Annotated in this window: 21 protein-coding genes; 13 read left to right on the top strand and 8 right to left on the bottom strand. The window is 73.3% G+C overall.

All coding sequences use genetic code 11. The features are described from left to right. Positions 1-116: 116 nt before the first annotated feature. Entirely contained in the window at positions 117-1091 is a 975-nt protein-coding gene (locus ABZ249_RS06380; RefSeq protein WP_355258081.1) for a hypothetical protein, read from the top strand. On the opposite strand, the gene ABZ249_RS06385 is transcribed toward ABZ249_RS06380, so the two are convergent. The 3 genes from ABZ249_RS06385 to ABZ249_RS06395 form a co-directional block, all read right to left on the bottom strand. Beyond that, positions 1078-2253 (bottom strand): MFS transporter, encoded by a 1176-nt coding sequence (locus ABZ249_RS06385; protein WP_355258084.1) that lies wholly within the window; start codon positions 2251-2253, stop codon positions 1078-1080. The genes ABZ249_RS06380 and ABZ249_RS06385 overlap by 14 nt on opposite strands. A 9-nt stretch (positions 2254-2262) precedes the next feature. After that, positions 2263-3054, bottom strand: coding sequence for an alpha/beta hydrolase (locus ABZ249_RS06390; protein ID WP_220563030.1), 792 nt, complete (start codon positions 3052-3054; stop codon positions 2263-2265). Positions 3055-3150: 96 nt separating this feature from the next. Next, entirely contained in the window at positions 3151-5199 is a 2049-nt protein-coding gene (locus tag ABZ249_RS06395) for a CPBP family glutamic-type intramembrane protease (RefSeq protein WP_355258088.1), read from the bottom strand. A gap of 162 nt (positions 5200-5361) precedes the next feature. Here ABZ249_RS06395 and ABZ249_RS06400 point away from each other — a divergent pair, with 162 nt between their 5' ends. Further along, entirely contained in the window at positions 5362-7512 is a 2151-nt protein-coding gene (locus ABZ249_RS06400) for an elongation factor G-like protein EF-G2 (protein WP_355258091.1), read from the top strand. A gap of 3 nt (positions 7513-7515) precedes the next feature. Here the strand turns inward: ABZ249_RS06400 and ABZ249_RS06405 are convergent, their stop codons facing one another. Together ABZ249_RS06405 and ABZ249_RS06410 are read right to left on the bottom strand one after the other, a co-directional pair. Continuing rightward, a complete protein-coding gene (locus tag ABZ249_RS06405; RefSeq protein ID WP_220565324.1) occupies positions 7516-8238 on the bottom strand; it encodes a M48 family metallopeptidase in 723 nt (240 codons plus the stop codon). An 87-nt stretch (positions 8239-8325) separates the two neighbouring features. Next, positions 8326-10068, bottom strand: coding sequence for an amidohydrolase (locus tag ABZ249_RS06410; RefSeq protein WP_355258094.1), 1743 nt, complete (start codon positions 10066-10068; stop codon positions 8326-8328). A 550-nt stretch (positions 10069-10618) separates the two neighbouring features. On the opposite strand from ABZ249_RS06410, the gene ABZ249_RS06415 reads away from it, so the two are divergent. Beyond that, a complete protein-coding gene (locus ABZ249_RS06415; protein ID WP_355258097.1) occupies positions 10619-11791 on the top strand; it encodes an acyltransferase family protein in 1173 nt (390 codons plus the stop codon). 96 nt (positions 11792-11887) lie between these two features. Here ABZ249_RS06415 and ABZ249_RS06420 read toward each other — a convergent pair whose 3' ends face one another. Continuing rightward, the gene (locus ABZ249_RS06420; protein ID WP_355258100.1) at positions 11888-12838 is read right to left on the bottom strand and encodes a CDP-alcohol phosphatidyltransferase family protein; all 951 of its coding nucleotides are present in this window, start codon (positions 12836-12838) and stop codon (positions 11888-11890) included. A gap of 229 nt (positions 12839-13067) precedes the next feature. Between ABZ249_RS06420 and ABZ249_RS06425 the strand changes: the two genes are divergently transcribed. Continuing rightward, the gene (locus tag ABZ249_RS06425; RefSeq protein ID WP_355258103.1) at positions 13068-14507 is read left to right on the top strand and encodes a GuaB1 family IMP dehydrogenase-related protein; all 1440 of its coding nucleotides are present in this window, start codon (positions 13068-13070) and stop codon (positions 14505-14507) included. Positions 14508-14584: 77 nt separating this feature from the next. On the opposite strand, the gene ABZ249_RS06430 is transcribed toward ABZ249_RS06425, so the two are convergent. After that, entirely contained in the window at positions 14585-15361 is a 777-nt protein-coding gene (locus ABZ249_RS06430; RefSeq protein WP_355258106.1) for an endonuclease V, read from the bottom strand. Between the two features lie 244 nt (positions 15362-15605). On the opposite strand from ABZ249_RS06430, the gene ABZ249_RS06435 reads away from it, so the two are divergent. The 4 genes from ABZ249_RS06435 (at position 15606) to ABZ249_RS06450 (ending at position 19631) form a co-directional block, all read left to right on the top strand. Beyond that, a complete protein-coding gene (locus tag ABZ249_RS06435; RefSeq protein WP_355258109.1) occupies positions 15606-16394 on the top strand; it encodes an ATP-binding cassette domain-containing protein in 789 nt (262 codons plus the stop codon). Continuing rightward, positions 16384-18492, top strand: a complete 2109-nt coding sequence (locus ABZ249_RS06440) for a YhgE/Pip domain-containing protein (protein ID WP_355258112.1) — start codon at positions 16384-16386, stop codon at positions 18490-18492. Before ABZ249_RS06435 ends, ABZ249_RS06440 begins: the two co-directional genes overlap by 11 nt. 64 nt (positions 18493-18556) lie before the next feature. Next, positions 18557-19201, top strand: a complete 645-nt coding sequence (locus ABZ249_RS06445) for a TetR/AcrR family transcriptional regulator (protein ID WP_220563038.1) — start codon at positions 18557-18559, stop codon at positions 19199-19201. Between the two features lie 13 nt (positions 19202-19214). Beyond that, a complete protein-coding gene (locus ABZ249_RS06450) occupies positions 19215-19631 on the top strand; it encodes a DUF3592 domain-containing protein (protein WP_220563039.1) in 417 nt (138 codons plus the stop codon). Here ABZ249_RS06450 and ABZ249_RS06455 read toward each other — a convergent pair. After that, on the bottom strand, positions 19628-20704 hold the full coding sequence (locus ABZ249_RS06455) for an antibiotic resistance protein VanZ (protein WP_355258116.1): 1077 nt from the start codon (positions 20702-20704) through the stop codon (positions 19628-19630). The genes ABZ249_RS06450 and ABZ249_RS06455 overlap by 4 nt on opposite strands. A 524-nt stretch (positions 20705-21228) precedes the next feature. Here ABZ249_RS06455 and ABZ249_RS06460 point away from each other — a divergent pair. From ABZ249_RS06460 to ABZ249_RS06480, 5 genes are all read left to right on the top strand, one after another. Beyond that, complete coding sequence (locus ABZ249_RS06460; RefSeq protein ID WP_355258119.1) at positions 21229-23760, top strand: nitrate- and nitrite sensing domain-containing protein; 2532 nt, start codon at positions 21229-21231, stop codon at positions 23758-23760. A 2-nt stretch (positions 23761-23762) separates the two neighbouring features. Next, positions 23763-24209 (top strand): roadblock/LC7 domain-containing protein, encoded by a 447-nt coding sequence (locus ABZ249_RS06465; RefSeq protein WP_220563042.1) that lies wholly within the window; start codon positions 23763-23765, stop codon positions 24207-24209. A gap of 9 nt (positions 24210-24218) precedes the next feature. Further along, on the top strand, positions 24219-24668 hold the full coding sequence (locus ABZ249_RS06470) for a DUF742 domain-containing protein (protein WP_220563043.1): 450 nt from the start codon (positions 24219-24221) through the stop codon (positions 24666-24668). Continuing rightward, positions 24649-25230 carry an ATP/GTP-binding protein gene (locus ABZ249_RS06475; protein WP_220563044.1) on the top strand — a complete coding sequence of 194 codons (582 nt, stop codon included), beginning with the start codon at positions 24649-24651 and terminating at the stop codon, positions 25228-25230. The genes ABZ249_RS06470 and ABZ249_RS06475 overlap by 20 nt, the downstream gene beginning before the upstream one ends. Positions 25231-25484: 254 nt before the next feature. Next, positions 25485-26468: an oxygenase MpaB family protein gene (locus tag ABZ249_RS06480; RefSeq protein WP_355258124.1), complete on the top strand. Its 984-nt coding sequence runs from the start codon at positions 25485-25487 to the stop codon at positions 26466-26468. Positions 26469-26507: the final 39 nt, after the last annotated feature.

Genomic DNA, 26507 nt, shown 5'->3' on the forward strand with positions numbered 1-26507 from the left:
CAGTCCCGTGAGTCAACGCACTAGGCATGTAACGCCACGATCTCATAGGGTCGGCTGAGCATCCTCCGCCACGGTGCCCCCCGCCCGGATGCCCCCTGACCTCTCTCGGAGCAGACATGACACCCACGCCCCGTTCACGGCGCGGTAGGCGCGCCGCGCTGTCGCTGGCGGCCGCCGTCGCCGCCCTCGCCGTCGCCCTGCCCGGAACGGCCCTCGCGGAGCCGGACGACGACGAGGTGGACATCGAGGAGCTGGAGCGGCGAGCCGAAGAGCTCGAAGAGACCTACCAGGGCGAACTGCTGCAGTTCACCGAGATCAAGGAGCGCGTCGAGAAGGCCGAGGAGGACCTCCAGGAGATCGAGGAGCGGCTCGAGGGCTCCCGGTCGGGGGTCTCGGCCATCGTCTCCACCCAGTACAAGACGAGCAGCAACGGCTTCGACCCCGCGTTCTCCGTGATCTTCTCCAGCGACCCCCAGGACGTGTACGGGGACGCCGCCACCCTCACCTACCTCGGCGAGAGCCAGGCCGAGCAGATCTCCGGCCTGATCGAGACCCGCGACGAGGCCCAGGAGGTCCGCGACGAGCTCGAGACCGAGCTCGAGGACGCCGAGGAGCTCATCGAGGAGCTGGAGGAGAACAAGGAGGAGGTCGCGGAGAAGATCGAGGAGTACGAGGAGTCACAGGTGCCCGACCCGCCCGCGGGCGGCGGCACCGGCGACATCCCGCAGAGCGCCGTCGGCAGCGGGTGGGAGCAGACCACCCCCCGCATGGCCGCGATCCGCGACGAGATCATCCGCAACGTCGGCGTCCCGCTCCCGGTGGGCTGCTGGCGCGGCAGCGCCGACGACCACGGCGAGGGCCGGGCCTGCGACTTCATGGTCAGCTACGGCACCCACCCCTCCGCGGACAACCAGGCGTGGGGGCAGCGGATCGCCGACTACGCGATCAACAACGCCGACCGGCTCGGCGTGGAGTACGTGATCTGGGAGCAGCAGATCTGGCACTCGGGCAACCGCTCGTGGCGGTTCATGAACGACCGGGGCAGCATCACCCAGAACCACTACGACCACGTGCACATCACCGCCTACTGACCCGTGCCAGGGGCAGGACGGCCGCCAGCGCCACGGCCAGCACCGCGAAGGCGGGGCCGTAGCCCAGCGTCTGGATGAACAGGCCCAGGGCCATCGCCCCGGCCCCCGCCCCGGCGTCGTAGCCGATGTTCCACACCGCGCTGGCCCGACCCTGACCGGTCGGGCCGGCGCGGTTCAGCATGAGGGTGACGGTCTCGTTCTGGACCGCGCCGAACCCCAGGCCGAACAGGGCGGCCCCGGCCAGGACCCAGCCGGCCTGGCCCCACAGGCCCACCGCGATCAGGGCGGTGCCGCAGACGGCGGCCGCCATCCCGGGGAGCAGCAGCAGGGTGCGGCCGTAGCGGTCGTAGGAGGCCCCGGCGCTCCACCGGCCGACCACCACCGTCGCCGCGTAGGCCGCCAGGGTCGTGCCCACGAGCCAGGGGGTGTCGGCCAGGGGCACCGCGACGAAGGTGACGACGGCCCCGGCCGACGAGGCGGTCAGCAGCATGAGCACCAGCGGAGCGGCCAGGGAGGCGCCGCGGCCGGCGGCCGCCGGCGAGCGCGGCGCGGCGCTCAGCAGCGGGCGGTTGCGGCCGCCGTCGGCGAACCAGATGCCCGCCGACAGGGCGGCGCCGATCAGGGAGCACAGGCCGGTGAGCCAGAACGCGGTGTCGAAGCCGAGGTCGAGTGCCAGGGCGACGCCGCCCGGCAGGATGAGGACCTGCGGCAGGCCCACCGCCAGCCCGTAGTAGCCGGTGGCCCTGCCCACCTGCTCGGGCGGGACCAGCCGGGCGGCCAGCGCCGTCCCGGCGACGCTGGCCATGCCGAAGCCCACCCCGCGGACCGCGGAGATCGCGATGAGGGGGGCCAGGTCGGTGCTGAGGGCGAACAGCGGGGCGGGCAGGCCCATGATGAGCGAGCCGACGGGGAAGGCCCAGCGGTAGCCGCCGTGGTCGAGTATCCGGGGCATGGCCAGCTGGGTGAGGACGGTGGTGAGCATGAACGCCGCCGTGGTGCTCCCGGCGCCGAACTCCCCCGCCCCGCCCCGGACCGCCCACAGCGGCACCAGGGGCAGGACGGCGGCGAAGCCGCACAGTCCGACGGCGGTGGCGACGATGAGCAGGGCGAAGCCGCGGCCTCTGAGGCCCGGGGCCGCACCGACGGGAGATGAGGGGATCATCCTCCCTTTTTAGCCCATGTACTCCGTCTCGGGGAGGTGCTCCCGCAGCCAGGAGCGCAGCCGGAGCGCCAGCTCCGGGGACACGGCGGGCTCGGCGTGGCCCATGCCGGGGACGAGCCACAGCTCCTTGGGCTCGGCGGCGGCCTCGTAGATGGCGGTGGCGTGGGAGGTGGGGAAGTAGGTGTCGGCCTCGCCGTGCACGACCAGCAGCGGGGTGGGGGCGATGTCCCCGGCGATCTCGCGGGGTTCGGCGGGCCGGGTCTGCCAGCCGCGGTCGTCGACGCGGACCTTGCGGAAGCTGCGCAGGAAGAAGCGGCCCGCGGTGCGGCCGACGCCCAGGTGGATCAGACGCATCCTGCGGGTGCCGCGGTAGTACCAGCGGCTCGGCGCGCTGATGGAGACGGCGGCGACGACGCCCTTGTAGACCGCGGCGTGGCGCACGACGACGGCGGCGCCCATGGAGAAGCCGACCGTGGCGATGGAGGTGTAGCCCAGCCCCCGCAGGTGGGAGACGACGGCCTCCAGGTCGTGGATCTCGGCGTTGCCGACGGTGCTGTGCCCCCCGGAGCCGTGGTGGCCGCGGAAGTCGAAGGTCATGACGTCCGCGATGGAGCCGAGCGATTCGGCGATCGCCCGGGTGTGGGGGCTGCGGTAGCTGCCGGTGAAGCCGTTGGCGAGCACGACGGCGGCGGTGCGGCCGGGGGCGCCGCGCAGCAGCACGGAGTCGATGCCGACACCGTCGGCGGTGGTGAGCCAGTAGCGGTGGGAGGTCGGCTGCGGGTGGTCGATGGCGTCGGACACACTCCCATCGTGCCCGATCCGTCCCGTTCGGAAAACCCGCCCCGGGTGTGTCGGACACGACGCCCGGGCCCGGAACGGATGCTCCGGGCGGCTCGGTCAGCGGTCGCCGAAGCGCCGGTCGATGCGCTCGTCGGGGTAGAGCGGGCGGTTCCCGTCCCCGTCGGCGGGGTCGCCGCCGAGGAAGTCGCCGTCGTACCCGCCGAGGGTGTCGCCGCCCCACGCGGGACCGGCCGTGTGGGGGCCGGTGCCCGTACCGCCGAACGACGGCGCGCCCCCGGCGGAGGCGTCCCACGCGGGGGCACCCGCCTGCGGGCCACTGTGCGCACCGGCACCCGGGCCTGACACAGGAGCCCCGGGGGCACCCGACTGGAACTGCGGACCGCCGAACGAAGGCGAACCCTCGGCAGGCGTGCCCCACACCGGAGCCACGGGGTGAGGACCGGTGCCCGGCATCGGAGCACCCGCCCCGGGGGCGGCAGGACGGAACTGTGGACCGTCCGGCGCCGAAAAGCCCCCGGTGGAGGAGTCCCACGCAGGAGCACCCGACCGCGGACCACCGAACGACGGCGACCCCTCAGCGGGGGTACCCCATGCCGGAGCAGCGGGGCGGGGTCCGTCCGGCGACGGCGAGCCGCCGGTGGGGGCATCCCACGCGGGGGCACCCGGCTGCGGACCGCTGTGCGCACCGGCGCCCGGGCCCGACACAGGGGTCCCAGGAGCACCCGACTGGAACTGCGGACCACCGAGGGACGGCGAACCCCCAGCGGGCGTACCCCACGCGGGGGCGCCCTGCTGCTGGCCACCGAACGACGGCGAAGCCTCGGCAGGCGCACCCCACTCCGGAGCCGCAGGGCGAGGACCGGTGCCCGGACCACCGAACGACGGCGCACCCCCGGCGGAGGCGTCCCACGCGGAGGCACCCGACTGCGGACCACTGTGCGCACCAGCGCCCGGGCCCGACACAGGGGTCCCAGGAGCACCCGACTGGAACTGCGGACCGCCGAACGACGGCGAACCCCCAGCGGGCGTACCCCACGCGGGAGCAGGCGGGTGAGGACCGGTGACCGGCGTCGAGACATCGGCAACAGGAGCGCCCGGCTGGGACTGCGGGCCGCTGTGCGCACCGGTGCCGGGGCCCAGTGCGGGAGTCCCGGGGGCATCCGGCCGGAACTGCGGACCGCCGGACGACGGCAAGGCCCCGGCGGGGGCGGCCGGGTGGGGGCCGGTGCCCGGGGGCGGCGGGGCGAGGGGGGATTCGAGGGCCGGGCTCCCGTGCGGAGGGGTCGCGGGGGCGGAGCCGTCGTCCCCTCCCCCGTCCTCGTCCTCGTAGTCGTCGTAGGCGTACGACTCCTCGCGGAGCGCGGCCGGGGGGAAGGCCAGGGAGCGCAGGTTCAGCGCCACGTGGACCAGGACCGGCACCCAGAGGCTGCCCGTGCCCAGGTACAGCACCACGAAGAGGGTCCCCGACGCCCCCGCGCTGACCAGCCCCCACCAGCCCTGGTACAGGTAGGCCACCGCGAAGAGCAGCACCGACAGCACCGCGCCGAACCACAGGGGCACGCCCATGCTCGCCAGCAGGACGATGAACAGCCCCCGGTAGAGCAGCTCCGCGCACAGGCCGCCGGTCACCGCGGCGCCGACCGCGGCCAGGCGCTCGTTGCGCGTGTAGGGGATCAGCAGCCACCGGTCCCGCTCGGGTTCGGGCAGGGACGCCGGCCGGTCCGCGGCCGCGCGGCGGCCGCCGCGCTTGCGCCCCTTCGCCCCGCCCTGGGGCAGCCGGCCCCGCAGCCACGACGGCAGGCCGTTGACCAGCACCCACAGGGCGGCCAGGGCGAGCAGTCCGCCCAGGGCTCCGCCCACCACCGGCCCCAGCGCGTGCGGCAGCCGGAACCCGAGGTCGGCCGCGGCCAGCCCCGGGGAGGTGAACAGCACGGCCACCACCAGCACGCCCCACAGCGCGTGCACGCCCATGGTCACGGCGTGCACCCTGACCAGCGCGTTCGCGTCCGTGTCACGGCGGCGCGACAGCCAGGCGAAGGCCCGCCTGCCGAGATAGGGCTCGCCGAACGCCGCGAAGAAGAGCAGCAGGACCGTCAGCAGGGTCCCCGCGAGGCTGAACTGAGGAAGTGTCTCGGACCATGGCACGGGGCAATAGTAGGGGTCCGAAACGAGTCATAGAGCACATCCCGGTCATCGTCCCCTTGTGGTTATCCCGGCCAGGGGCGACCGTAGAGAGAGTGTCACAGGTCACATAGGGGTCGGTGGCCGGCCGGCCCCGGACGGATCCCGAAGGGCAGGGCAGTGGGGATGGTCGATCGAGCCGTAGACGTACCGAGGGCCGCAGGGCCCGCGCAGATCCGCAACATCGCTCTGGTCGGACCGGCCGGCGCCGGGAAGACGAGCCTGGTCGAGGCCCTCCTCTCCGCCGCCGGGACGATCCACCGGCCCGGCAGCGTGGAGGAGGGCACGACCGTCAGCGATCGTGACGAGGTCGAGATCCGCCAGAAGCGCTCGGTGCACCTGACCGTCAACCCGGTCATGGTCGGCGACGTCAAGGTGAACCTCCTGGACACCCCCGGCTACGCCGACTTCATCGGCGCCATGCGCGCCGGGCTGCGCGGCGCCGACGCCGCCCTGTTCGTCGTCTCCGCCCTGGAGGGCGTCGACGGCCGCACCCGGGTGCTGTGGGAGGAGTGCGCCGCGGTGGGCATGCCGCGCGCGGTCGCGGTCACCAAGGTGGACCACCCCCGCGCCGACTTCGAGGACGTGGTCGCCCAGTGCCGCGAGGCCTTCGGCGGCGGCGTCCACGCCGCCTACCTCCCGGCATTCGAGGGCTCCGGCGAGGACCGGCGGCTGGTCGGCCTGTGGGGCCTGGTCTCCGAGCGCTACCACGACTACGACTCCGCCGGGGGCGGCACCCCGCCGGAGAACCTGAGCGACCGGGCCGCGGCGCTGCGGGAGACCCTCGTGGAGGAGGTCATCACCGAGAGCGAGGACGAGGTCCTCATGGAGCGCTACATGGAGGGCGGCGCGCTCGACCCGGACCTGCTCATCGCCGACCTCCAGAAGGCCGTGGCCGCGGGCGGCTTCCACCCGGTGCTGGCGATCGGCACCACCACGGGCGTGGGCGTGCGCGAGCTCCTGCGCGAGCTGCCGGTCTCCTGCCCGGACCCGACCCGCCGCCCCTTCCCGGAGGTGGTGGACCCGCAGACCCGGCCGGTGCCCGGCCTGTCCTGCGACCCGGACGGACCGCTGGTGGCGGAGGTGCTGGCGACCGCCAGCGACCCGTACGTGGGCCGCACCAGCCTGGTCCGGGTGTTCTCGGGGACCCTGTCCCCTGACTCGGTGGTCCACCTGCACGGCCACGGCGTCCCGTCGGGGCTGACCGGCTCGGACGAGCTGGACACCTCGGGCCGCGACGAGCGGGTGGGCGGCCTGTCGGTGCCGGTGGGCCGGGACAACCACCCGGTGGGTGCGGTGGGCGCGGGCGACGTGTGCCTGGTGGCCAAGCTGCCCGACGCCCGCACCGGTGACACGCTCTCCTCGCCGGAGCGCCCGCTGCGGGTGGCGCCGTGGCGCTTCCCGGAGCCGCTGCTGCCGGTGGCGATCTCCGCCGCGTCCTCCGCCGACGAGGACAGGCTGTCGCACTCGGTGGCGCGGCTGGTGGCCGAGGACCCGTCGCTGCGGGTGGAGGTGAACCCGGAGACCCACCAGATGGTGCTGTGGACCCTGGGCGAGGCGCACCTGGACGCGGCGCTGGACCGGCTGGAGCACCGGTACGGGGTGCGGGTGGAGACCGGCGAGGTGCGCGTGCCGCTGCGCACCACGTTCTCCTGCCCGGCCGAGGGCATGGGCCGCAACGTCAAGCAGAGCGGCGGCCACGGCGAGTTCGGCATCTGCCGGATCAAGGTGGAGCCGCTGGAGTCCGGGGCGGGCCTGGAGTTCGTCGACAGGATCGTGGGCGGCGTGGTCCCGCGCCAGTACATCCCGTCCGTGGAGAAGGGCGTGCGCGCCCAGATGGCCGACGGCGTGGACGCCGGCTACCCGCTGGTGGACATCCGGGTGACCCTCTACGACGGCAAGGCCCACTCGGTGGACTCCTCCGACATGGCGTTCCAGAAGGCGGCCCGGCTGGCGCTCAAGGACGCGGCGGCCGCCGCGGAGCTGGCGATGCTGGAGCCGGTGGACTCGGTGGAGGTCGAGGTCGACGACGAGCTGCTGGGGACCGTGATGAGCGACCTGTCGGCGCGCCGCGGCCGGGTGGTGGGCTCCGAGCCGGCCCCGGGCGGCCGGGCGGTCATCCGGGCCGAGGTCCCCGAGCTGGAGATCACCCGCTACGCGGTGGAGCTGCGCTCGCTGTCGCACGGGACGGGCGTGTTCACCCGCCGCTACCTGCGCCACGAGCCGCTGCCGCCGCAGGTGGCGGCCAGGCTGCCCCGGCGGCGCGACGACGCCTGAGCGTCAGAACACCCGCCCGGGCCGGCCGCGGTCGGCCAGGGCGGCGAACCTGAACGTGTTCACGGGGTGGCCGGACAGGAGGTTGACCAGGAGCACGAAGAACCCGGCGTCGGTGTGGGCGCGGTCGGCGATGTCCTGGAAGTCGACGGAGCGGTACAGGTACTTGCCCGCGGCCATCACCCGGAAGCCCTGCACGCCCTCGGGGCAGAACGCGTAGGCGTGGTTGTCCGCCGTGTACTCCTGCGCCCGGCCCAGGCTGCTGCCCACCCCGGGGATGACGTTGGCGACGGAGATCCCGAACTGCCGCCAGAACGACGTGTGCCCGGCGGCGATGTGCCCGACCTCGTGCCCGATGAAGAACCGCAGCGCGTCCGGGTCGCCCAGCCGCACGCCCACCTCGAACAGGTCGCTGTTGACGGCGACGTAGCGCCGCGACCCGTGCCCTGAGGCGAAGGCGTTCAGCACCCCGTTGCCGGGCACCACGTACGCCTCGGGCACCTCCCGCATCCCGAACGCCCGCGCGGCCTCGACCACCATCCGGTGCGCCTCGGGGAACTGCTCCTCGGTGATCCGCACCCCGTTGACCCGCTGGCGCGCGTACAGCTGGCCGCGCACGAAGTACACCAGCGCGGGGATGCTGAGCAGCAGCAGCGGCTCGTTGGGGTCGCCGGAGTAGGCGCGACTGACCGCCCCCGCCACGGTGAACAGGGTCACTCCGACGCACATCACCAGCAGCGGGATCTCCCGCGGGTGCCGCAGGGGGCGGACGCTCCCGGGGTCTCCCCAGCTGCGGGGGAGGACCCCCACCCCGGGTCAGTAGCGGTGGTCGGGACCGGGCCGCTCCTCGTCCGGCCCGGGGGGCGGCGCGTGGTGGGCGCTGCCCTGGGGCGGCGGTCCGCCGAACGCCGGGCCCGCCGGGGGCCGGCGCGGCTCCTCGTCCTCGTCGAGGAACGCGGCCATGTCCGCGGAGAGGGTCGACTCCTCGACCTTCTCGTTGCGCCACTCCTCGCGCAGCTCCTCGTCCTGGGCCTGGAACACGGCGCCCATGTCGGCGTCGTGGGTGGAGTCGGCCGCCTTGGGCGGCGCGTCCCAGGAGGAGGCCAGGAAGGCGCTGTCGTAGGCGTCGTTGCCGTAGTCGCCGGCCTCCTGCGGCCCGGAGGGCGGCCCGGCCGGGTCGATCGCGGGCTCCTCGGGCGCCGGGCGCACGTCGGCGGCGGGCACGGGCACCGGCACCGGGGCGTCGTCGGGCGCGGGGCCGGGGAACACCGAGCCGGCGGGCGCGGGGGCGGGGGCGCCCTCGCGGTCGCTGCCCAGGTAGGACAGGGCTGCGACGGTGAGGGCGGCCAGCCCGGCCCGCAGGGCGGGCTCGCGCGCGGGGGCGAAGAACGGCGAGTGGTTGCTGGGCACGTTGCCGAGCTTCTCGTAGGGCGTGTCGCCGGGGGCGGCGTCCCACACGTCGTGCGGGGTGGCGCCGACGAACCAGAACACGTACGGGATGGGCTGCGGGTCGTCGGGCAGCCCGAAGTACCCGAAGTCCTCGGTGGCCGGGGACGGGTCGGGCAGGTGGATGACGTACTGGTCGCCGAAGTAGGCGCGGTGGGCGGCGGCGACCGCGGACACGGTCTCGGGGTCGTTGCGGGTGACCCCGGCGCCCTGGAAGCGCTCGATCTCGGGCTCGCGGGCGGCGCCGGAGGCGGCGGCCTCGGCGCGCACGATGCGCTCGATGGACTCCTCCAGCCGGGCGGCGACCGCGTCGTTGAGGGCCCGGGTGTTGATCTCCAGGTAGGCCTCGTCGGGGATGATGTTGGCCTTGGTCCCGGCCTGGATGCGGCCGACGGTGAGGACGGCCATCTCGCTGGGGCTGACCTCGCGGGACACCACGCCCTGGAGGCGGGTGACGATGTTGGCGGCGATCAGCACCGGGTCGACGGCGGTGTGCGGCTGGGAGGCGTGCCCGCCCTCGCCGTGCACCCGGATCCGGTAGGAGGCCGAGGAGCCGAGGATGACCCCCGCGCGGTGGGAGATGAGCCCGGCGGGCTGGGGGCCCAGGTGCTGGCCCAGGACGACGTCGGGGCGGCCGAAGCGCTCGAAGAGGCCGTCGGCCAGCATCCTCTGGGCGCCGTCGAGGGTCTCCTCACCGGGCTGGGCGACGATCATCACGGTGCCGGACCATTCCTCGCGGGTCTCCGAGAGGAGGTCGGCGGCTCCGACCAGGCAGGCGGTGTGGGCGTCGTGGCCGCAGGCGTGCATGACGGGGACCTCGGTCCCGGTCTCGTCCTCGGCGCGCAGGGTGCTGGCGTAGGGCAGCCCGGTCTTCTCCTCGACGGGGAGCGCGTCCATGTCGGCGCGGAGCATCACCGTGGGGCCGGGCCCGTTGCGGAGGATGCCGACGACGCCGGTGCCCCCGACGCCCTTGTGGACCTCGTAGCCGGTGCGGGTCAGCCATTCGGCGACGCCGCTGGCGGTGCGGTGCTCCGCGTGGGAGAGTTCCGGGTTCTTGTGGAGATCGACATAGAACCCCTCCACGAGGGGGAAGAGCTCGTCGAGGAGTCGCATGACCACTCCCCCGTGCTGGGCTGCACGGTTGGGGTCCACCGCGTGCGGCACGGTATTCCACCGCCTTCTTCAATACTCGACCGGGCCTGTCGCGCCCGGCGGGCGCCACCTGACGGCACAGCTTATCGGCGCGACCGTCACGCACCCACACTGACATGTTCGTCCCGGTCCGCACCACCGCCGGGGTCCCGAAGTGCGGCCAGGCGACTCGGATGGGTTAAGGTCTGCACACGGAACGGCGTCTTCGCACCCGAAACATGCTCACGTGTCACACGGGTCATTCCGCTCCCCGTTCGCACCAAGGAGCGGGCAGAGACCGGGAGAAGATTCCGCCGAAATCCGGAGAACCGCTGGCGCACCTTCTTACATCACAGTAGGGTAACGCAGCACGATCCGATTCATCCGATGTTCCGGTGCCCCCCTCGCGCGCCACGCGGCACCGCAACGCCCGAACGGCGTGGAACCCCCGCCCGAGTCCCGGAGCGGAACCCGTCGACGCACACGCCCCTGTGAAGTCCACCGACCCCGGAGTCCACTCGTGGCCTCATCCATGACCAGACCGGAAACCGACCGCACGAAGCCCGGGCCCGGCGCCGCCGCCCCGGCCGGCGCAGGCTCGGCGGCCGGGGCGCCAGGCACGGCCCCGTACCGCGACGCCCGCCTGGACAACGCCAAGTTCCTCCTGATCGTGCTGGTCGTCGTCGGCCACGCGATCGAGCCGCTGCGCGACATCCCGGCCGTCAGTGCCCTGTACTACTGGATCTACTTCTTCCACATGCCCGCGTTCATCGTGATCAGCGGGTACCTGTCGAGGTCCTTCGACGGCTCCTCCAACCGCGTGGAGAAGCTGGTCCTGACCGTCGCCGTCCCCTACCTGATCTTCTGGACGATCCACCAGTCCATCTACACCGTCGAGCGGGGCGGCCTGGGCGACTCCCTGTCGCTGCTCAAGCCGACCTGGACCCTGTGGTTCCTCGTCGCCCTGTTCCTGTGGCGGCTGAGCGTGCCGGTGTGGAAGCGGCTGCGGGCGCCGGTCCTCATCGCGTTCGCGATCTCGCTGTTCGCCGCCACCACCAGCCTCAGCGACACCCTGTCCCTGGGCCGCGTGGTGAGCTTCCTGCCGTTCTTCGTGCTGGGCCTGAGCCTGCGCCGCGAGCACTTCCTGTGGCTCGACAGGCTGTGGCTGCGCCTGGCCTCGCTCGTCGTGCTGGGCACCACCGCCGTGCTGGCCGTGCCCATCTCCGACCGGCTCAGCAGCGACTGGCTGTTCTGGCGGGACAGCCTGACCGACCGCGACATCGACCCGCTGATGCCGAGCCTGGGCATCCGGCTGGCCTTCATGGGCCTGGCCCTGGCGATGACCGTCGCGTTCCTGGCGCTGACCCCCAAGAGGCGGACCTGGTTCACGGACCTGGGCGCCTACACCCTGTACGTCTTCCTGGGCCACTCGGTGGTGTTCATCCTCCTCAAGGCGTCGCCCTGGTACGACGTCATGGACAACCTCACCGGCGCGGCGATCACCGTCGGCGTGGGCCTGGCGGTGGCGCTGCTGCTGTGCACCCCGTGGGTGCGGGCGGCCATGCGCTGGGCGGTCGAGCCGCAGATGTCCTGGTTCCTCAAGCGCGAGGAGCCCACCCCGGCCCCGGCGGCCTCCCCGGCCCCCGCCGCGGACGGCGGCGGGCAGGGCGACGGGAACCGGGAGAAGCCGGTCGCGGGGGTCTGACCCCCGGTCCCCGGCACGGCGGACACGACGGGGAAGGGGCGGTGCGCCGGTGCGCACCGCCCCTTCCCCGTCCCCGGATCCGGCAGGACCCGCGGATCAGCTGCCGCCGACCCGCTCCTGCTGCGGGACCGCACCGGCGGCGATCAGCTCGCGGCGGCGCACCTCGAAGCGGCGGGTGTCCTTCCACAGGCGGGCGACCAGCACGACCTCGAAGAAGCCCAGCGCCAGCACGGAGAACACGGCGATCGGGATGATGAGGCTGTTCAGCGGGGTGAACAGGGAGACCAGCACCGTGACCGGGGCGACCACGCACAGGAACATCTCGTACTCGATACCGCTGAACAGGTGCGGGCGCACGCGGTGGCTCAGCAGGAAGTGGCGCACCCGGCCGTAGAGCCCGCTCGGCGCCGGGGCCTGCGCCGGGACGGCCGCACCGGGCACGGAGTCGCCCTCGTCGTCCTCGGGGCCTCCGCCGCCCAGGACCGAGGCGGCGTCGGCGCGCAGCGTGTCGGTGTCGCCGGCCAGCTCGGCCAGGGTCTGGTTCATCCCGCGGCGGGTCTTGGCGACCTGGGAGCCGTTGAGGTAGCGCAGCAGGTCGAAGAACACGATGACCGGGGCCGCGATCAGGTAGGCGACCTGGTCCGTCACCAGCCACTGGCCGATGAGCAGCGCCATGACGCAGCCGAAGAACCGGATGCGGTCGAACACGAAGTCGACCCAGCTGCCGAAGACCGTGCCGGTGCCCTTCAGGCGGGCGATCTTCCCGTCCATGCAGTCCAGCACGAAGCTGAGGTGGAACAGCAGGGCGCCCAGCACCATCCAGGCCCAGTCTGCGCCGATCCCCGACACCGGCATGACGAAGCTCACCGCGGACAGCAGGCCCAGGACCCCCGCCCCCAGGGTCAGCTGGTTGGGGGTGATGTCGGTGCGGTTGGCGGTCCACACCACCAGTCGACCTGCGAGCGGGTCGACCAGGAAGACCGTCCACCAGGCGTCCTTCGCCTTGTAGGTCTCTTCCTTCACCTGCGCGAACGTGAAACGCGGCATGCGTGTGTCTCCAGGGAAGCGCCGCCCCGCACCCGCACCCTGCGACAGCGGTCTGCCAGGGGCCGGGGGAGGGGCCGTGTCAGCGGGAATCGAGTCATCATGCCAGATGGGGGGTCGTCCGAGCCAATCGGTGACGGCATACTTGACTGGTAAGAGGGGGATCAACAGGCGGCCGTGTGCGCTGGCACCGGATGGTCCACCCCCTTCGGTCTCGACCGAGGTAGAGGCATTGCGTTTTCTCAACGACCAGGCGCCCCAGCAGGACCTGACCTACAGCGACGTGTTCATGGTCCCGAACCGGAGCGCCGTGGGCTCCCGGCTCAGCGTGGACCTGTCCTCGCCGGACGGCACCGGCACCACCATCCCGCTGGTGGTGGCGAACATGACGGCGGTCGCGGGCCGCCGGATGGCCGAGACCATCGCCCGGCGCGGCGGTGTCGCGGTCATCCCGCAGGACATCCCCATCGAGGTGGTCTCCGACGTCATCGCCTGGACCAAGCAGCGGCACCTGGTCCACGACACCGCGATCACCCTGAACCCGGGCAGCACCGTGGGCGAGGCCCTCAACCTGCTGCCCAAGCGGGCGCACAACGCGGTCATCGTCGTCGACGAGGCCCGCCGCCCGGTCGGCGTGGTCACCGACGCGGACTGCGCGGGCGTCGACCGCTTCTCCCAGCTGCGCGACGTCATGTCCACGGAGCTGGTGACCATCCCGGTCGACACCGAGCCAGAGGCGGCGTTCGCGATCCTGCACGACTCCCGGCACCGGCTGGCGCCGGTGGTGGACGGCGGCGGCGCCCTGGTGGGCGTGCTGACCCGCACGGGGGCGCTGCGCTCCACCCTGTACAAGCCGGCCGTGGACGACCGGGGCCGCCTGCGGGTGGCCGCGGCCGTCGGCATCAACGGCGACGTGGCGGGCAAGGCCGCCGACCTGCTGGCCGCCGGGGTGGACACCCTGGTGATCGACACCGCGCACGGCCACCAGGAGAAGATGCTGTCCGCGATCGCCAAGGTGCGGTCGCTGTCCCCGTCGGTGCCGATCGTGGCGGGCAACATCGTCACCGCGCAGGGCACCCGCGACCTCATCGAGGCCGGGGCCGACATCGTCAAGGTCGGTGTGGGCCCGGGCGCGATGTGCACCACCCGCATGATGACCGCGGTGGGCCGCCCCCAGTTCTCGGCGGTGCTGGAGTGCGCGGCGGCCGCGCGCGAGCTGGGCGGCCACGTGTGGGCGGACGGCGGCGTGCGCCACCCGCGCGACGTGGCCCTGGCGCTGGCGGCCGGCGCGTCCAACGTGATGATCGGCTCCTGGTTCGCGGGCACCTACGAGTCGCCGGGCGACGTCATGCGCGACGCCGAGGGCCGCCAGTACAAGGAGAGCTTCGGCATGGCGTCGGCGCGCGCGGTCCGGCTGCGCACCGCCGACGACTCGCCGTTCGAGCGGGCCCGCAAGGCGCTGTTCGAGGAGGGCATCTCCACCGGCCGCATGTACCTGGACCCCGAGCGCCCGGGTGTGGAGGACCTGATCGACCAGATCATCGCGGGTGTGCGCAGCTCCATGACCTACGCGGGCGCGAGCTCGCTGGAGGAGTTCCACGAGCACGCCGTGGTCGGCGTGCAGAGCTCGGCCGGCTACGCCGAGGGGCGCCCGGTGCCCACCAGCTGGTGACCCGCCGCCGCGGGTGAACCGACGGACCCCGGGGAGGCGCCGCGGCGCCTCCCCTCTCGCGTCCCCGGGGCCGGGCCCTACTCCCCCGACGCGGTGCGGGCGGCCAGGACCTCCTTGCGGTGCTCGCCGCACAGCCGGTCGGCGTGGCGGACCGGCTCGGGCACCCGGTACTTCGGCGACAGGCGCAGCACCAGGTCGGCGGCGCCGTCCAGGTCCACCCGGTGGCCGACGGAGACGTAGACGGGCTTGACCCCGGCGCGTGTGCGCAGGACCCGGCCGATCACCTCGGCGCCGCCGGCGGCCAGGGCCGCGGAGTCGGGGACGACCTCCGAGCGCCCGGCGACCATGGGCGTCCACGACCCGCGCTCCCGCCCCGGCTCCGAGTGCCTGCCGTAGAGCACCGACTTGGCCGAGCCGACGACCGGCAGGTCGAGCAGGACCCCCAGGTGGGAGGCGACCCCGAAGCGGCGCGGGTGGGCCAGGCCGAACCCGTCGCACAGGTACACGTCGGGCGTGGTCTCCAGCCGGCCGAGGGCCTCCAGCACGGGCGGCAGCTCCCGGAAGGAGAAGAGCCCGGAGATGTAGGGGAAGGACACCTCGGAGGCGATGGCGACCGACTCCACGACCTCCAGGGTGGCGGCGTCCAGGACCACGGCGGCCGCCGAGAGCGCCGAGTCGTCCTTGGCGTAGCTGACGTCGAGCCCGGCGACCGTGCGGACCGCCGACGCGTCCAGCGGCTCCGCGCGCACCCGGCCGGCCATGCGGCGCTGGAGCGCCACGGCCTCCTTGGGATCGCTCGGCCAGTTCTCCGGGTCGTCCAGGATCCGGCCGACCCGTTCGGCGATGTCCGACACCCGACGCCTCCCCTCGCTTCGACGCGGCCCGCCGGAGGCGGGCCCCTCCCCCATACAACCGCACCCGGGCCGGGATCCGGCACAGGGCGGGCCGCCCGTCAAATCCTCGTGTGTTCCCGCCGCCGCAGCGTGCGTCGCGTTGTGCGCGGAGTCACGGCGTCGGATGCTCGGAGCGGCGGGCCGGGGCGGTACGGTGAACCCGCCGGTTTTGCACTGACCGGTCAGTTCAAAAAGGAGGCGGAGAATGCGTCTGGCCACCGGGGCCCGGGTCGTGGCGGAGGACGTCGCGCTGGTCACCCGCGAGGGTCCCGTGTACACGGGCGTGGACTTCACCGCGCGGCCGGGCACCCTCACCGTGTTCCAGGCCGACTCCGGCGGCGGGCGCAGCGCCCTGCTGCTGACCCTCACCGGCCGGATGCGGCCCACCTCGGGGACCGTGTACGTGGACGGCCACGAGCTGCCCCGGCGGGCGCGCCGGGTGCGCCGGATCAGCGCGCTGGGGCTGATGACCGAGGTCAACTCCCTGGACGAGCGGCTGCGGGTGGGCGAGCACCTGTCCGAGGCGGCGCTGCTGCGGTTCCGTCCCGCCGCGCGGGGGCTGGCCGACTTCGCCCTGGAGGCCGCCGACCTGGAGGACCTGGACCGGCGCACCCTGGTCAAGGAGCTGGACGCGCTCCAGCGCCGCCGCCTGGGCGTGGCGCTGGCCCTGATGGCCGAGCCCCGGCTGCTGGCCGTGGACGACGTCGACGGCGGGCTGTCCGACGAGCACCAGGCACTGATGTGGCGCAGCCTCAAACGGCTGACCGACGCCGGGCTGACCGTGATCGCCACCTGCGCCGACGCCGACGCCCTGGCCGAGGTCGCCGGCACCGACACCCAGGGGCCGCTGCCCATCGACCAGGGCGACCCCCCGGACGGGGACTCCGCGGACTCCGGGGAGGGCGGGGAGATGCGCCTGTCCGAGCTGTTCGCCGACCGCGGGACCGCCGCCGGCGCCGAGGGAGAGGACGGGGACGACCGCCGTGACCGATGAGACCACCCGCCCCCGGTTCCGCCCCTTCGCGGTCCCCCGCCTGGGACTGCTCACCGTGCGGTCCTTCCTCCGCTCCCCGCTGCCCACCGCGGCGCTGGCCGCCCTGCTGCTCATCCCCCTGCTCTACTCCGGCATGTACCTGTGGTCCTTCTGGGACCCCTTCGGCCGGATGGAGCACCTGCCCGTCGCCCTCGTCAACGAGGACCGCCCCGTCGTGGTGGACGGCGAGGAGGTGAACGCGGGCGAGGAGCTGGCCGACACCCTCGTCGAGCGCGGCGACCTCGACTGGCACCTCGTGGACGCGCGGGAGGCCGCCCGCGGGGTCACCGAGGGCGACTACTACGTGTCCCTGACCATCCCCGAGACCTTCAGCGCCGACCTGACCTCGCCCTCCCGCGACCGCGAGCAACCGGTGCAGGCGATGCTGATCGCCCACTACAACGACGCCAACAGCTTCGTCGTGCGCCAACTGGCGGGCTCGGCCTTCAAGGAGGTCCGCGACGCCGCCGAGCAGACCGCGATCAAGGGCTACCTCGACCAGATCTTCCTGGGCTTCAACGAGATCCACGGCAAGACCGAGGAGGCCGCCGAGGGCGCCGGGATGCTGTCGGAGGGCGCGGGCGACGCCTACGAGGGGTCCGGCGAGCTGTCGACCAACCTGGGCACCGCCCACGAGGGCATGGGCGAGCTGGACACCGGGCTGGGCGAGCTGTACGCGGGCTCGCGGACCCTGGCCACCGGCGCCTCGACCGCCTCGACCGAGGTGTCCGCGCAGGTCGAGAAGATCGACGAGCTCGCCGACGAGTGGCTGCCCCGGCTGGAGGAGGACGCCCCCGACATCCAGGAGCGGGCCGAGCTGGTCGCCGACCTCTCCGGCGGCCTGGCCGACCTCCTGCACGAGCTCCCCGAGGAGATCGACACCGCCGGGCTGGAGGAGCTGGACGGGCGGCTGGACGCCTACCTGCGGGAGCACCCGGAGCTGGAGACCGAGCAGCCCGACCTCTACCTGCTGCTGTGCGACCTCCAGGAGGGGATGGGCATCGCGCTGTCCACGGCGACGTTCGTGGAGGACAACCGCGAGGACATCGTCTCCGCCGCCGACGAGGCGGCCGACCTGAGCGAGAAGGCCGCCGAGCTGGCCGAGGACCTGCCCGGGTACATCGAGGACGCCGAGGACGCCCGCGAGAAGCTCGACGAGCTGGACGAGGGCCTGGAGGAGCTGGCCGAGGGCGCCGGGGAGCTGCGCGACGGCCTGAAGGAGGCGTCCACCGCCTCCGGCGAGCTCGACGAGGGCCTGGGGCTGCTCAGCGAGGGCTCCGGCGAACTCCACGAGGGGCTGGGCGAGCTGTCCGAGGGCTCCGACGAGCTGGCCGGCGGGCTGGAGGACGGGGTCGGGGAGATCCCCACCTACAGCGACGCGGGCCGGGAGAACGCGGGCGACATGATGAGCGCCCCGGTCCGGCTGAGCAGCGAGATCGACAACGAGGCCCCCGACTACGGCACCGGGTTCGCGCCGTTCTTCGTCCCGCTGTCCCTGTGGGTGGGCGCGATGGTGGTGTTCATGGTGCTGCCGGCGCTGTCCACGCGCGCCCTGGCCTCCTCCGCCCCCTCCTGGCGGGTGGCGCTGGCCGGGCGGATCGCCCCGATGCTGCTGGGGTTCGGGCAGGTGGCCGTCATGATGGCGGCGCTGCACCTGCTGCTGGGGCTGCAGTCCTGGAACTGGCCGGTGCTCATCGCGTTCCTGCTGCTGACCGCCGCGGCGTTCGCCGCCACGGTCCAGTACCTGAACGTGCGGTTCGGCGCGGCCGGGCGGGTGGTGGCGCTGGCGCTGCTGGTGCTCCAGCTGACCTCGGCCGGCGGCACCTACCCGATCGAGACCAGCCCGGCGTTCTTCCAGGCGATCGGCCCCTACCTGCCGCTGCACTGGGGGGTGACCGCCCTGCGCAACCTGACGGGCGGCGGCGACCTGGACCTGGTCTGGCCCGCGTTCGGGGTCATGGCCCTGTGGCTCGTCGTGCCCCTGCTGCTGACCTGGATGACCGTGGACCGCAAGAGGGTGTGGACGATGAGCGCCCTGTACCCCTCCCTGAAGCTCTGAACAGGGCCGAGGGGGCGATGCCCGCGGCGGCGCCGGAGGAGTTCCGGTGCCGTTCGGGGGCAGAATGGACCGGATGAGTGTGAGCACCCCCGACCGACCCGTGAGCAACCGCCGCGAAGCCACCCGCCGGCGGCTGTTCGAGGCCGCCGTGACCCTGATCTCCGAGCAGGGGTACGGCGCCACCACCGTCGACGAGATCGCCGAGCGCGCGGGCGTGGCCAAGGGCACCGTCTACTACAACTTCGGCGGCAAGAGCGAGCTCTACACGGCGCTGATGGAATGGGGCATCACCCGGCTGGCCGACACCCTCAAGGAGGCGGCCCCCGACCCGGACGCCGACCCGGCCGAGGCCCTGACGGCGGTCCTGCGGGCCGGGGTGGAGTTCATCGGAGCGCACGAGGCACTGGCCCGGCTGCTCATGGCCGAGGCCTGGCGGACCAACCGGACCTGGTACACCACGGTCCGCCAGATCCGCACGGAGGCGATCGGCGTCGTCACCGCGCGTCTGGACGCGCTGGCCGCCATCGGACGGCTCCGGCCGGACCTGGACACCGGGCTTGCGGGATCCGCGCTGTTCGGCATGGTGGTGACGGTGGCCCTCGACTGGCGGACCCTCCAGCCGGACCGGCCGGCGGAGGAGGTCCACGCCACCCTGACCCGGATGGTCCACGGCCTCCTGGGGACGTCCGACTCCCCCGCAGACCCCTGAGAGGACGCCTGACATGGCCTCGCTGTACCCGCTGCTGCCCCTGCTGTCCGGGCTGGTCATCCTGGCGGTGGTCACCCGTGACACCCGGCTGGAGCTGCGCCTGATCCGCCACGGGGTGCGCGCCAAGGGGCGGGTCATCGGCTACCGCGAGACCTCGACGGCCTCGCGGATGGTCGTGCAGTTCCGCACCGAGGACGGCCGGGAGGTGCACGCCGAGCACGAGAACACGGGATGGACGGCCTCGCGGGCGGGTGAGATCGTCACCGTCTCCTACGACCCCGAGACCCCGGAGCTGGCCCGCATCGTGTCGGCGCCCTGGCTGTCGCACTGGGTGCGCGGCATGTTCGCCGCCCTGGGCGCGATCCTGGTCGCCGCCGGGGTGCTGCTGGGCTACCTCGCCTGGGACCTCGACTGGGACCCGGGAAGCTAGATCCGGGCCGCGGCGGGTTCGCGGGGCTCGGAGTAGCGGACCAGGCGGGACGGCAACGAGCCGTCGGTGATCGCCCGGGTGCGCACGCGGGTGCCGCACAGCAGGTCGGCCAGGCCGACCCGGTCCGGACGGACCAGCGCCGAACTGGCGTGCACCACCACGACGGCGAGCGCGATCCACGGGTGGCCGAACGCGGTGAGCAGCGCCACCGGGGCGGTGAGCAGCGCGGTGCGCGCCAGCACCCGCGGGCGGGAGGCGGGGGCGGGGCGGGCGGGCTCGGTGAGCGCCAGCCGGACGGCGGCGCGGCCGGGGGTGCAGCGGTCCCTGCGCACCTGCGGCACGAACACCCCGAAGACGGCGGCGGTGCCCAGCAGCACGGCGGTGCGGACGTGCCCGTCGGGGTCGGAGCCGATCACGCCCACGGCGGTCATGGCGGCGGTCAGGGTGCCCGCCCCGTACCACCACAGGCCCAGGTCGAGCAGGGTGCCCAGGGTGCGGCGGGTGAGGTCGGGCGCGACCCGGTCGGGCACCGCGCCCGGCCAGCCGCGGGTGTCGCCCCAGGGCCACAGCGGCAGCAGGAACCGGGCGAGCAGCCAGCCGGCGGCGGTCCCCGCGGCGCCGAGCGCGACGAACAGCGGGGACGCCTCGGCGTAGGCGCAGGGGTACACGCCCAGCAGGCCGGTGCCGCGGACGGCGTCGGCGGCCAGGGCCAGGCCCGACCCCAGCAACAGGGTGACGACCGGGCCGCGGCGGAAGCGGTCGCGGGCCAGCCAGCCGACGGGCAGGAAGAGCGCGAAGGCCAGGACCGGTCCGTACCGGTCGGCGGGCCCCTGGCCCGCCCCGGGCGAGCACAGCCCGTCGACGGCGGCGGGCAGCGGCCAGACGGCATAGGCTGCCAGGGCCAGGCCGGCCGCCAGCGCGGCGAGGCTGGCGCGGCCGGGGCGGCCGTACAGCCGGCCGTAGCGCCGGTGCTGTCCGCGCAGGTAGAAGGCGGCGGCGAGAAGGACGAGCAGGGGAACGGCGACGACGGCCACGTCCACGGCCCCCTGCCCCGTGCCGAACGGTCGGATCACGCGCACTGCCCTCCCTGCTCCCTGTCCAGGGCGCAACGGTAGTACGCCGGGCGGCTCTCCGGGTGTCGAACGCCTCTTTGAACCGATATGGTCGCTTTCGAACGTCGTCACACGGAGCACTTCTTGCACTTCGCTCCGCAATATGTGACATTCGCCCTATAGGCCCCCAGGGGCCGCCCACCCCAATAGTCCCGACCCTCCAGGCGGACGTTCCGCCTCGTCATGGCAGACTGCCTCCACCACCCGGATATTTCGTCGTTTCTCTGCCGAGATACGATCCCCGACGCCGAAATGCCGCGTTTGTGGTTACCCTGCGGTAGGTCCCGTGTCGCGACACCCCCGAGCGCACGCGGCCCGCAGGGCGGGCGACCCCTCAAGGGCCCGCGGTGTCGAGGACAGGGCACCGGTCGGGACGGCGCCCCTGATACCGCACCCCGAGAAGACTTTCGACGCGGATCGACAGGAGAACCGTGCAGGCAGTACCCCCGAGACGCGGGCGGACGATCGCGTCCCGCATCCGCGCAATGGTCACGATCCCCACGGCGGCCCTGCTCGCCCTGTGGCTGATCCTCACCCTGGTGTTGGCCTTCGACGCCGGGATGAAGCTGATCCGGGCCTCGGCGACCGACGACATGGTCACCCCGGCCGCCGTGGGCCTGGTCGACGCCATGCGCGAGCGCGCGCGCAGCATCGCCTACATCGAGCACTCCGACGACCAGGAGCTGGCCGCCGAGCTGGCCGAGGCCCGGGAGAGCACGGACGCCTCGCTCGGTGTGGTCATCGGCGAGCTCATCGGGTTCGTCGACCTGGCCCCCGGCGACTCCGGCCACCACATCACCATGCTCCACGAGGAGTACGGGCGGATCGACGAGATCCGGGCCGGGGTGGACGACGGCTCCCTGTCCCGCGACGAGGTCCTGGAGTACTACAACGAGTTGGTCCTGCACGGTGCCGACACGTTCGACAGCCAGGCCCGCACCGGCAACGAGGCGGAGTCGGTCGACCCCGGCTTCAGCGCCGTGTACATGTTCCGCACCGTCGACCTGTTCGCCCGCGCCGACGCCCAGCTCGCGCAGGGCTTCGCCGACGACGAGCTCACCTGGGAGGACCAGCTCGCCTTCGCCGAGCTCGTCAGCTCCTACCGGCACCTGCTGGAGGCCAACGGTCCCTACATCTCGGGCCCCGGGCAGGCCGAGCGGCTCGAAGCGGTACTGGACAGCCCCGAGTTCGCGCGGCTCACCGAGATGGAGTCGCGGATCATCGAGCGGCGGATCGAGACCGAGTCCGTCACCGACCCGGTCACCCTCGCCGTCACCGACGTCGAGAACCTGTCCATGCCGGTGAACCGCGACGAGTGGGCCGCCGACCACGCGTACGTGCTGGGCGAGCTCACCGAGATCGGCGCGGACGAGGCGTTCTACGCCGCTAGCATCACCCGTGACCAGGCCCACCGGGCCGTGTTCGTCGCCGTCGGCGGCAGCCTGGGCGTCGCCGCCGTCTTCAGCGTCGCCTTCCTGCTGGCCCGCCGCTCCTCCCGGTCGCTCACCGCCCGCCTGCTGCGCCTGCGCAACGACGCCAACGACCTGGCCGAGCAGCGCCTGCCCGACCTCATGGACCGGCTGCACCGCGGCGAGCGGGTGGACACCGACGCGATGCTGCCGCTCATGGCGACCAGCGACGACGAGATCGGCGACGTGGCCCGCGCGTTCAACACCGCCCAGCGGGCCGCGGTCGACGAGGCCGTCCAGCAGACGGAGCTGCGCCAGGGCATCAACCGGGTGTTCCTCAACATCGCCCACCGCAGCCAGACCCTGGTCCACCGCCAGCTGCGCCTCCTGGACAAGATGGAGCGCGAGCAGGAGGACCCCGAGCAGCTCGCCCAGCTGTTCAAGCTCGACCACCTGGCCACCCGCTCCCGCCGCAACGCCGAGAACCTGCTGATCCTCGGCGGCGAGGCCCCCGGGCGGACCTGGCACCGGCCGATGCCGCTCATCGACGTGCTGCGCGGCGCCATCTCCGAGTCCGGCGACTACACCCGGGTCAAGCGCGAGCGCATCGCCCGCGTGCACCTCAACGGCCCGGCCGTCGCCGACGTCATCCACCTGGTCGCCGAGCTGGTCGACAACGCCGCCATGTTCTCGCCCCCGCACACCCAGGTGCGGCTGAGCAGCGACGACGTGCCCAACGGTGTGACGATCGAGATCGAGGACCGCGGCCTGGGCATGACCGAGGAGGAGCTGGCCTCCGCCAACCGGCTGCTGGCCGACCCGCCCGAGTTCGACGTCATGCGCCTCAACGAGAAGATGCGCCTGGGCCTGTTCGTGGTGTCCCGCCTGGCGCACCGGCACGGCATCAAGGTGCACCTGCGCCCGTCGCCGTACGGCGGCGTGCAGGCGATCGTCCTGCTGCCGCACGAGATCATCACCGGCGAGCGCTCCTCGCTGCCCGCCTCCGAGGAGCAGGACGGCGACATCTGGGAGGTGCGCGAGATCATCGACCACGCCCCCGGCCGCGCCCTGGAGTCCGGGCCCACCCCGGTCCTGGCCCCGGTGCCCGCGGACGCGGGGACCCCGTCCGCCGACGCGGCTGAAGACTCACAGGTTGGCGACGCCCCGTCCGCCGGCGCGGAGTCCGGGGACGGCGCGACCGGCGCCGAGGCGCCCCCCGCCACCGGCGGCACCGACGTCCTCGACGGCGCCGACGTCCTCGCCGGGGACCCCGGCCCCCGGCCGCCACTGCCCACCCGCCGGCCCGCCATCAGCGCGGTCCCCGGCCCCGGGCCGGCGGCGCCGGAGCGGGTCGAGGCCGGCGGCGGACGGCCCTCCCTCCCCAAACGCCGTCCCCAGGAGAACCTGGCCCCGCAACTGGCCGCCGACCCCGAGCCCCCTGCTCGGAACGGTGACGCGGCGGGGGCCCCGGCCCCCGGCGCGGGCGGCGTCGACGGCGCCGAGCGGCTGGCGCGCCTGCGCCGGAATATGACCGCGTTCCAGAAGGGGACCGATCGCGGTCGGCGCGAAGGCAAGCAGCAGACCCACGAGACCGACAAGGACGACTGACAGTGACGAGTACTCCCGAACGCATCGAGCGCGAAGGCTCGGGCAAGAAGGACATCGACTGGCTGCTGGACGAGTTGCTCGAGCGCGCGGTGGGCTCCCGGCACGCCATCGTCCTCTCCGCGGACGGCCTGCTGATCGGCCGCTCGCGCGAGCTGGCCAAGGAGGACGCCGAGCACCTGTCGGCGGTCGCCTCCGCCTTCCAGAGCCTGGCCCGGGGCACGGGCCGGCACTTCGACGGCGGCGACGTGCTCCAGACCGTGGTCGAGATGGAGCGCGCCTACCTCTTCGTCACCGGCGCGGGCCGGGGCGCCTGCCTGGCGGTCCTGGCCGAGGAGAGCGCCGACGTGGGCCTCATCGCCTACGAGATGAACGTCCTGGTCGAGCAGGTGGGCCGCTACCTCGACGCGGCACCCCGCCATGAGGGAGCGACCGGAGAAGCCACGCGATAGGGGGCGGCCATGCAAGCGCACGACGCATTCGATCCGGGCACGGATCCCCACGGCCCGCCGCACCGCGACGCGGTCGGCGGGTACGGGGACGCGGAGCCGGGCGGACCGGACGGCCCGGAGGCCGGGCCGCTGGTCCGTCCGTACGTGATCGCCCAGGGGCGCGACCACGCCGACACGGTCAAGCTGGACATGATCAGCGTGGTCATCGCGGCCAAGCGGGCCGAGGTCGACGAGATGGCCCTGGAGCCCGAGCAGATCCGGATCCTGGAGCTGTGCCGCCGCCCCCTGTCGGTCGCCGAGCTGTCCGCCCACCTGGACATCCCGGTGGCCGTCGTGAAGGTCCTGCTCAGCGACCTCCTCAACCGCGGGCTCGCCCTGGCCCGCGCCCCCTACACAGCGAAGAGCCCGGTCAGCCGGGACGTACTCCAGGCGGTTCTCGATGGCATCCAGCGACTCTGACCTCTCCCGGGACATCGTTCCGTCCGCACTGAAGATCCTGGTCGCGGGCGGCTTCGGGGCCGGCAAGACCACCCTGGTGGGCTCGGTGAGCGAGATCGCCCCGCTCAGCACCGAGGAGGTGATGACCGAGGCCAGCTACGGCGTGGACGACCTGTCGGGCGTGGAGTCCAAGACGACCACGACGGTGGCGCTGGACTTCGGCCGCATCACCATCAGCCCCAGCCTGGTGCTGTACCTGTTCGGCACGCCCGGCCAGGAGCGCTTCTGGTTCATGTGGGAGGAGCTGTCGGAGGGCGCCCTGGGCGCCATCGTCATCGCCGACACGCGCCGCCTGGAGACCTGCTTCGCCGCGGTGGACTTCTTCGAGCGGCGGGGGGTGCCGTTCGTCGTCGCGGTGAACTGCTTCGACGGCGCGCACCAGTACGAGGCGGAGGAGGTGCGGGCGGCGCTGACCCTGGACCCGGCGATCCCGGTGGTCCTGTGCGACGCTCGCGTGCGCTCCTCGGCCAAGCAGGTCCTGCTCACCCTGGTCACCCGGGTCGCCGAGCGCATGGCCGCCTGAGCCGGGGCGCACCCCTCTTCTCGGGGCGGGCGGGTCGCGGACCCGCCCGCCCCGCGTGTTGCGGGGGCCCGTACGGGGGGTTACGAACCGGACACGGTTAGGGTTCGGCGGAGTGGCCACCGCACCCGGAGTCCTTGTACAAAAGGACATTCCGGGTAAAGTGCGCTCCGTGGCACGTCACGGATGTGCCCCGCCCCGCCGACCATGGACCCGTCACGGGCGGGCCCGCAGAGGTGACTGGAGTTGACTCCCCCATGAAGCGGTTCGAGTGGCGCGACCGGATCCACGCCCTGGACGCCGAGGCCGACTGCGAGGAGATCGTGCGCATCCTGGCGACGCACGAGTTCCCGTGGGACATCGAGCAGGCGCTCGGTCTGGCCCTGTACCGGACCTACGCGGTGCCGAGCGTCGGGGAGCTGCTGGCGCACACACAGGAGTTCACCGAGCGCACCCAGCACCGCTACGACGACACCGCGCTCATCCTCAACGACATCATGGAGCACGGGTTCGGCCCGGGGCGGGGACGCGACGCCCTGCGGCGGATGAACCAGATGCACCGGTCCTACGACATCTCCAACGACGACTACCGCTACGTCCTGAGCACGTTCGTCGTCATGCCGGTGCGCTGGATCAACGAGTACGGGTACGGCTGGCGCCGGCTGTCCGACCACGAGATCGCCGCGAGCACCAACTACTACCGCAGGCTCGGCAGGCACATGGGGATCAAGGACATCCCCGAGACCTACGCGGAGTTCCACGAGCTGTTCGACTCCTACGAGAAGGAGCACTTCGCCTACACCGAGGGCGGCCGGGCCGTCTCCGACGCCACCCTCGGGCTGATGGTGGACTTCTACCCGGCCTGGCAGCGCCCGCTGGTGCGCCCCTTCACCAAGGCGCTGCTGGACGACCGCCTCATCACGGCGTTCCGCTACCCCGAGCCGTCCGCCGCCTGGCGCTCCCTGGCCGCGGGCGCGCTGCGCCTGCGGGCGAGGGTGGTCCGGTTCATGCCGCCGCGCACCGAGCCGCGCTGGGCCCGGCAGAGCCCGAACGTCCGCAGCTACCCCGGCGGCTACGACCCCTCGCGCATCGGCACCTTCCCCCAGGGCTGCCCCGTGCCCCACGGCATGGCCACCGTGGAGGTGCCCGCCACCGGTGCGCGGGTCCCCGCGGACGGCCAGGCCCTGGCCCCCGAGGGGGCGACGCCCGCCGAGACCCCCGAGGCCACCGGTACCGACTGATCCCGCCGATCCCGCACGCGCCCCCCGCCTCTCCCCTAA

The organism is Nocardiopsis sp. NPDC006139 (assembly GCF_040614155.1).
In the GTDB taxonomy this organism is placed as follows: domain Bacteria; phylum Actinomycetota; class Actinomycetes; order Streptosporangiales; family Streptosporangiaceae; genus Nocardiopsis; species Nocardiopsis changdeensis.

What these genes read in the sequence shown, in the direction of transcription:
- ABZ249_RS06420 (WP_355258100.1), bottom strand. Translation starts at nt 12,838, where the DNA reads ATGCCGCGTTTCACGTTCGCGCAGGTGAAGGAAGAGACCTACAAGGCG.
- ABZ249_RS06450 (WP_220563039.1), top strand. Translation starts at nt 19,215, where the DNA reads ATGGCCTCGCTGTACCCGCTGCTGCCCCTGCTGTCCGGGCTGGTCATC.
- ABZ249_RS06445 (WP_220563038.1), top strand. Translation starts at nt 18,557, where the DNA reads ATGGACCGGATGAGTGTGAGCACCCCCGACCGACCCGTGAGCAACCGC.
- ABZ249_RS06470 (WP_220563043.1), top strand. Translation starts at nt 24,219, where the DNA reads ATGCAAGCGCACGACGCATTCGATCCGGGCACGGATCCCCACGGCCCG.
- ABZ249_RS06405 (WP_220565324.1), bottom strand. Translation starts at nt 8,238, where the DNA reads ATGTGCGTCGGAGTGACCCTGTTCACCGTGGCGGGGGCGGTCAGTCGC.
- ABZ249_RS06480 (WP_355258124.1), top strand. Translation starts at nt 25,485, where the DNA reads ATGAAGCGGTTCGAGTGGCGCGACCGGATCCACGCCCTGGACGCCGAG.
- ABZ249_RS06385 (WP_355258084.1), bottom strand. Translation starts at nt 2,253, where the DNA reads ATGATCCCCTCATCTCCCGTCGGTGCGGCCCCGGGCCTCAGAGGCCGC.
- ABZ249_RS06415 (WP_355258097.1), top strand. Translation starts at nt 10,619, where the DNA reads ATGACCAGACCGGAAACCGACCGCACGAAGCCCGGGCCCGGCGCCGCC.
- ABZ249_RS06475 (WP_220563044.1), top strand. Translation starts at nt 24,649, where the DNA reads ATGGCATCCAGCGACTCTGACCTCTCCCGGGACATCGTTCCGTCCGCA.
- ABZ249_RS06380 (WP_355258081.1), top strand. Translation starts at nt 117, where the DNA reads ATGACACCCACGCCCCGTTCACGGCGCGGTAGGCGCGCCGCGCTGTCG.
- ABZ249_RS06400 (WP_355258091.1), top strand. Translation starts at nt 5,362, where the DNA reads ATGGTCGATCGAGCCGTAGACGTACCGAGGGCCGCAGGGCCCGCGCAG.
- ABZ249_RS06435 (WP_355258109.1), top strand. Translation starts at nt 15,606, where the DNA reads ATGCGTCTGGCCACCGGGGCCCGGGTCGTGGCGGAGGACGTCGCGCTG.
- ABZ249_RS06410 (WP_355258094.1), bottom strand. Translation starts at nt 10,068, where the DNA reads ATGCGACTCCTCGACGAGCTCTTCCCCCTCGTGGAGGGGTTCTATGTC.
- ABZ249_RS06460 (WP_355258119.1), top strand. Translation starts at nt 21,229, where the DNA reads ATGGTCACGATCCCCACGGCGGCCCTGCTCGCCCTGTGGCTGATCCTC.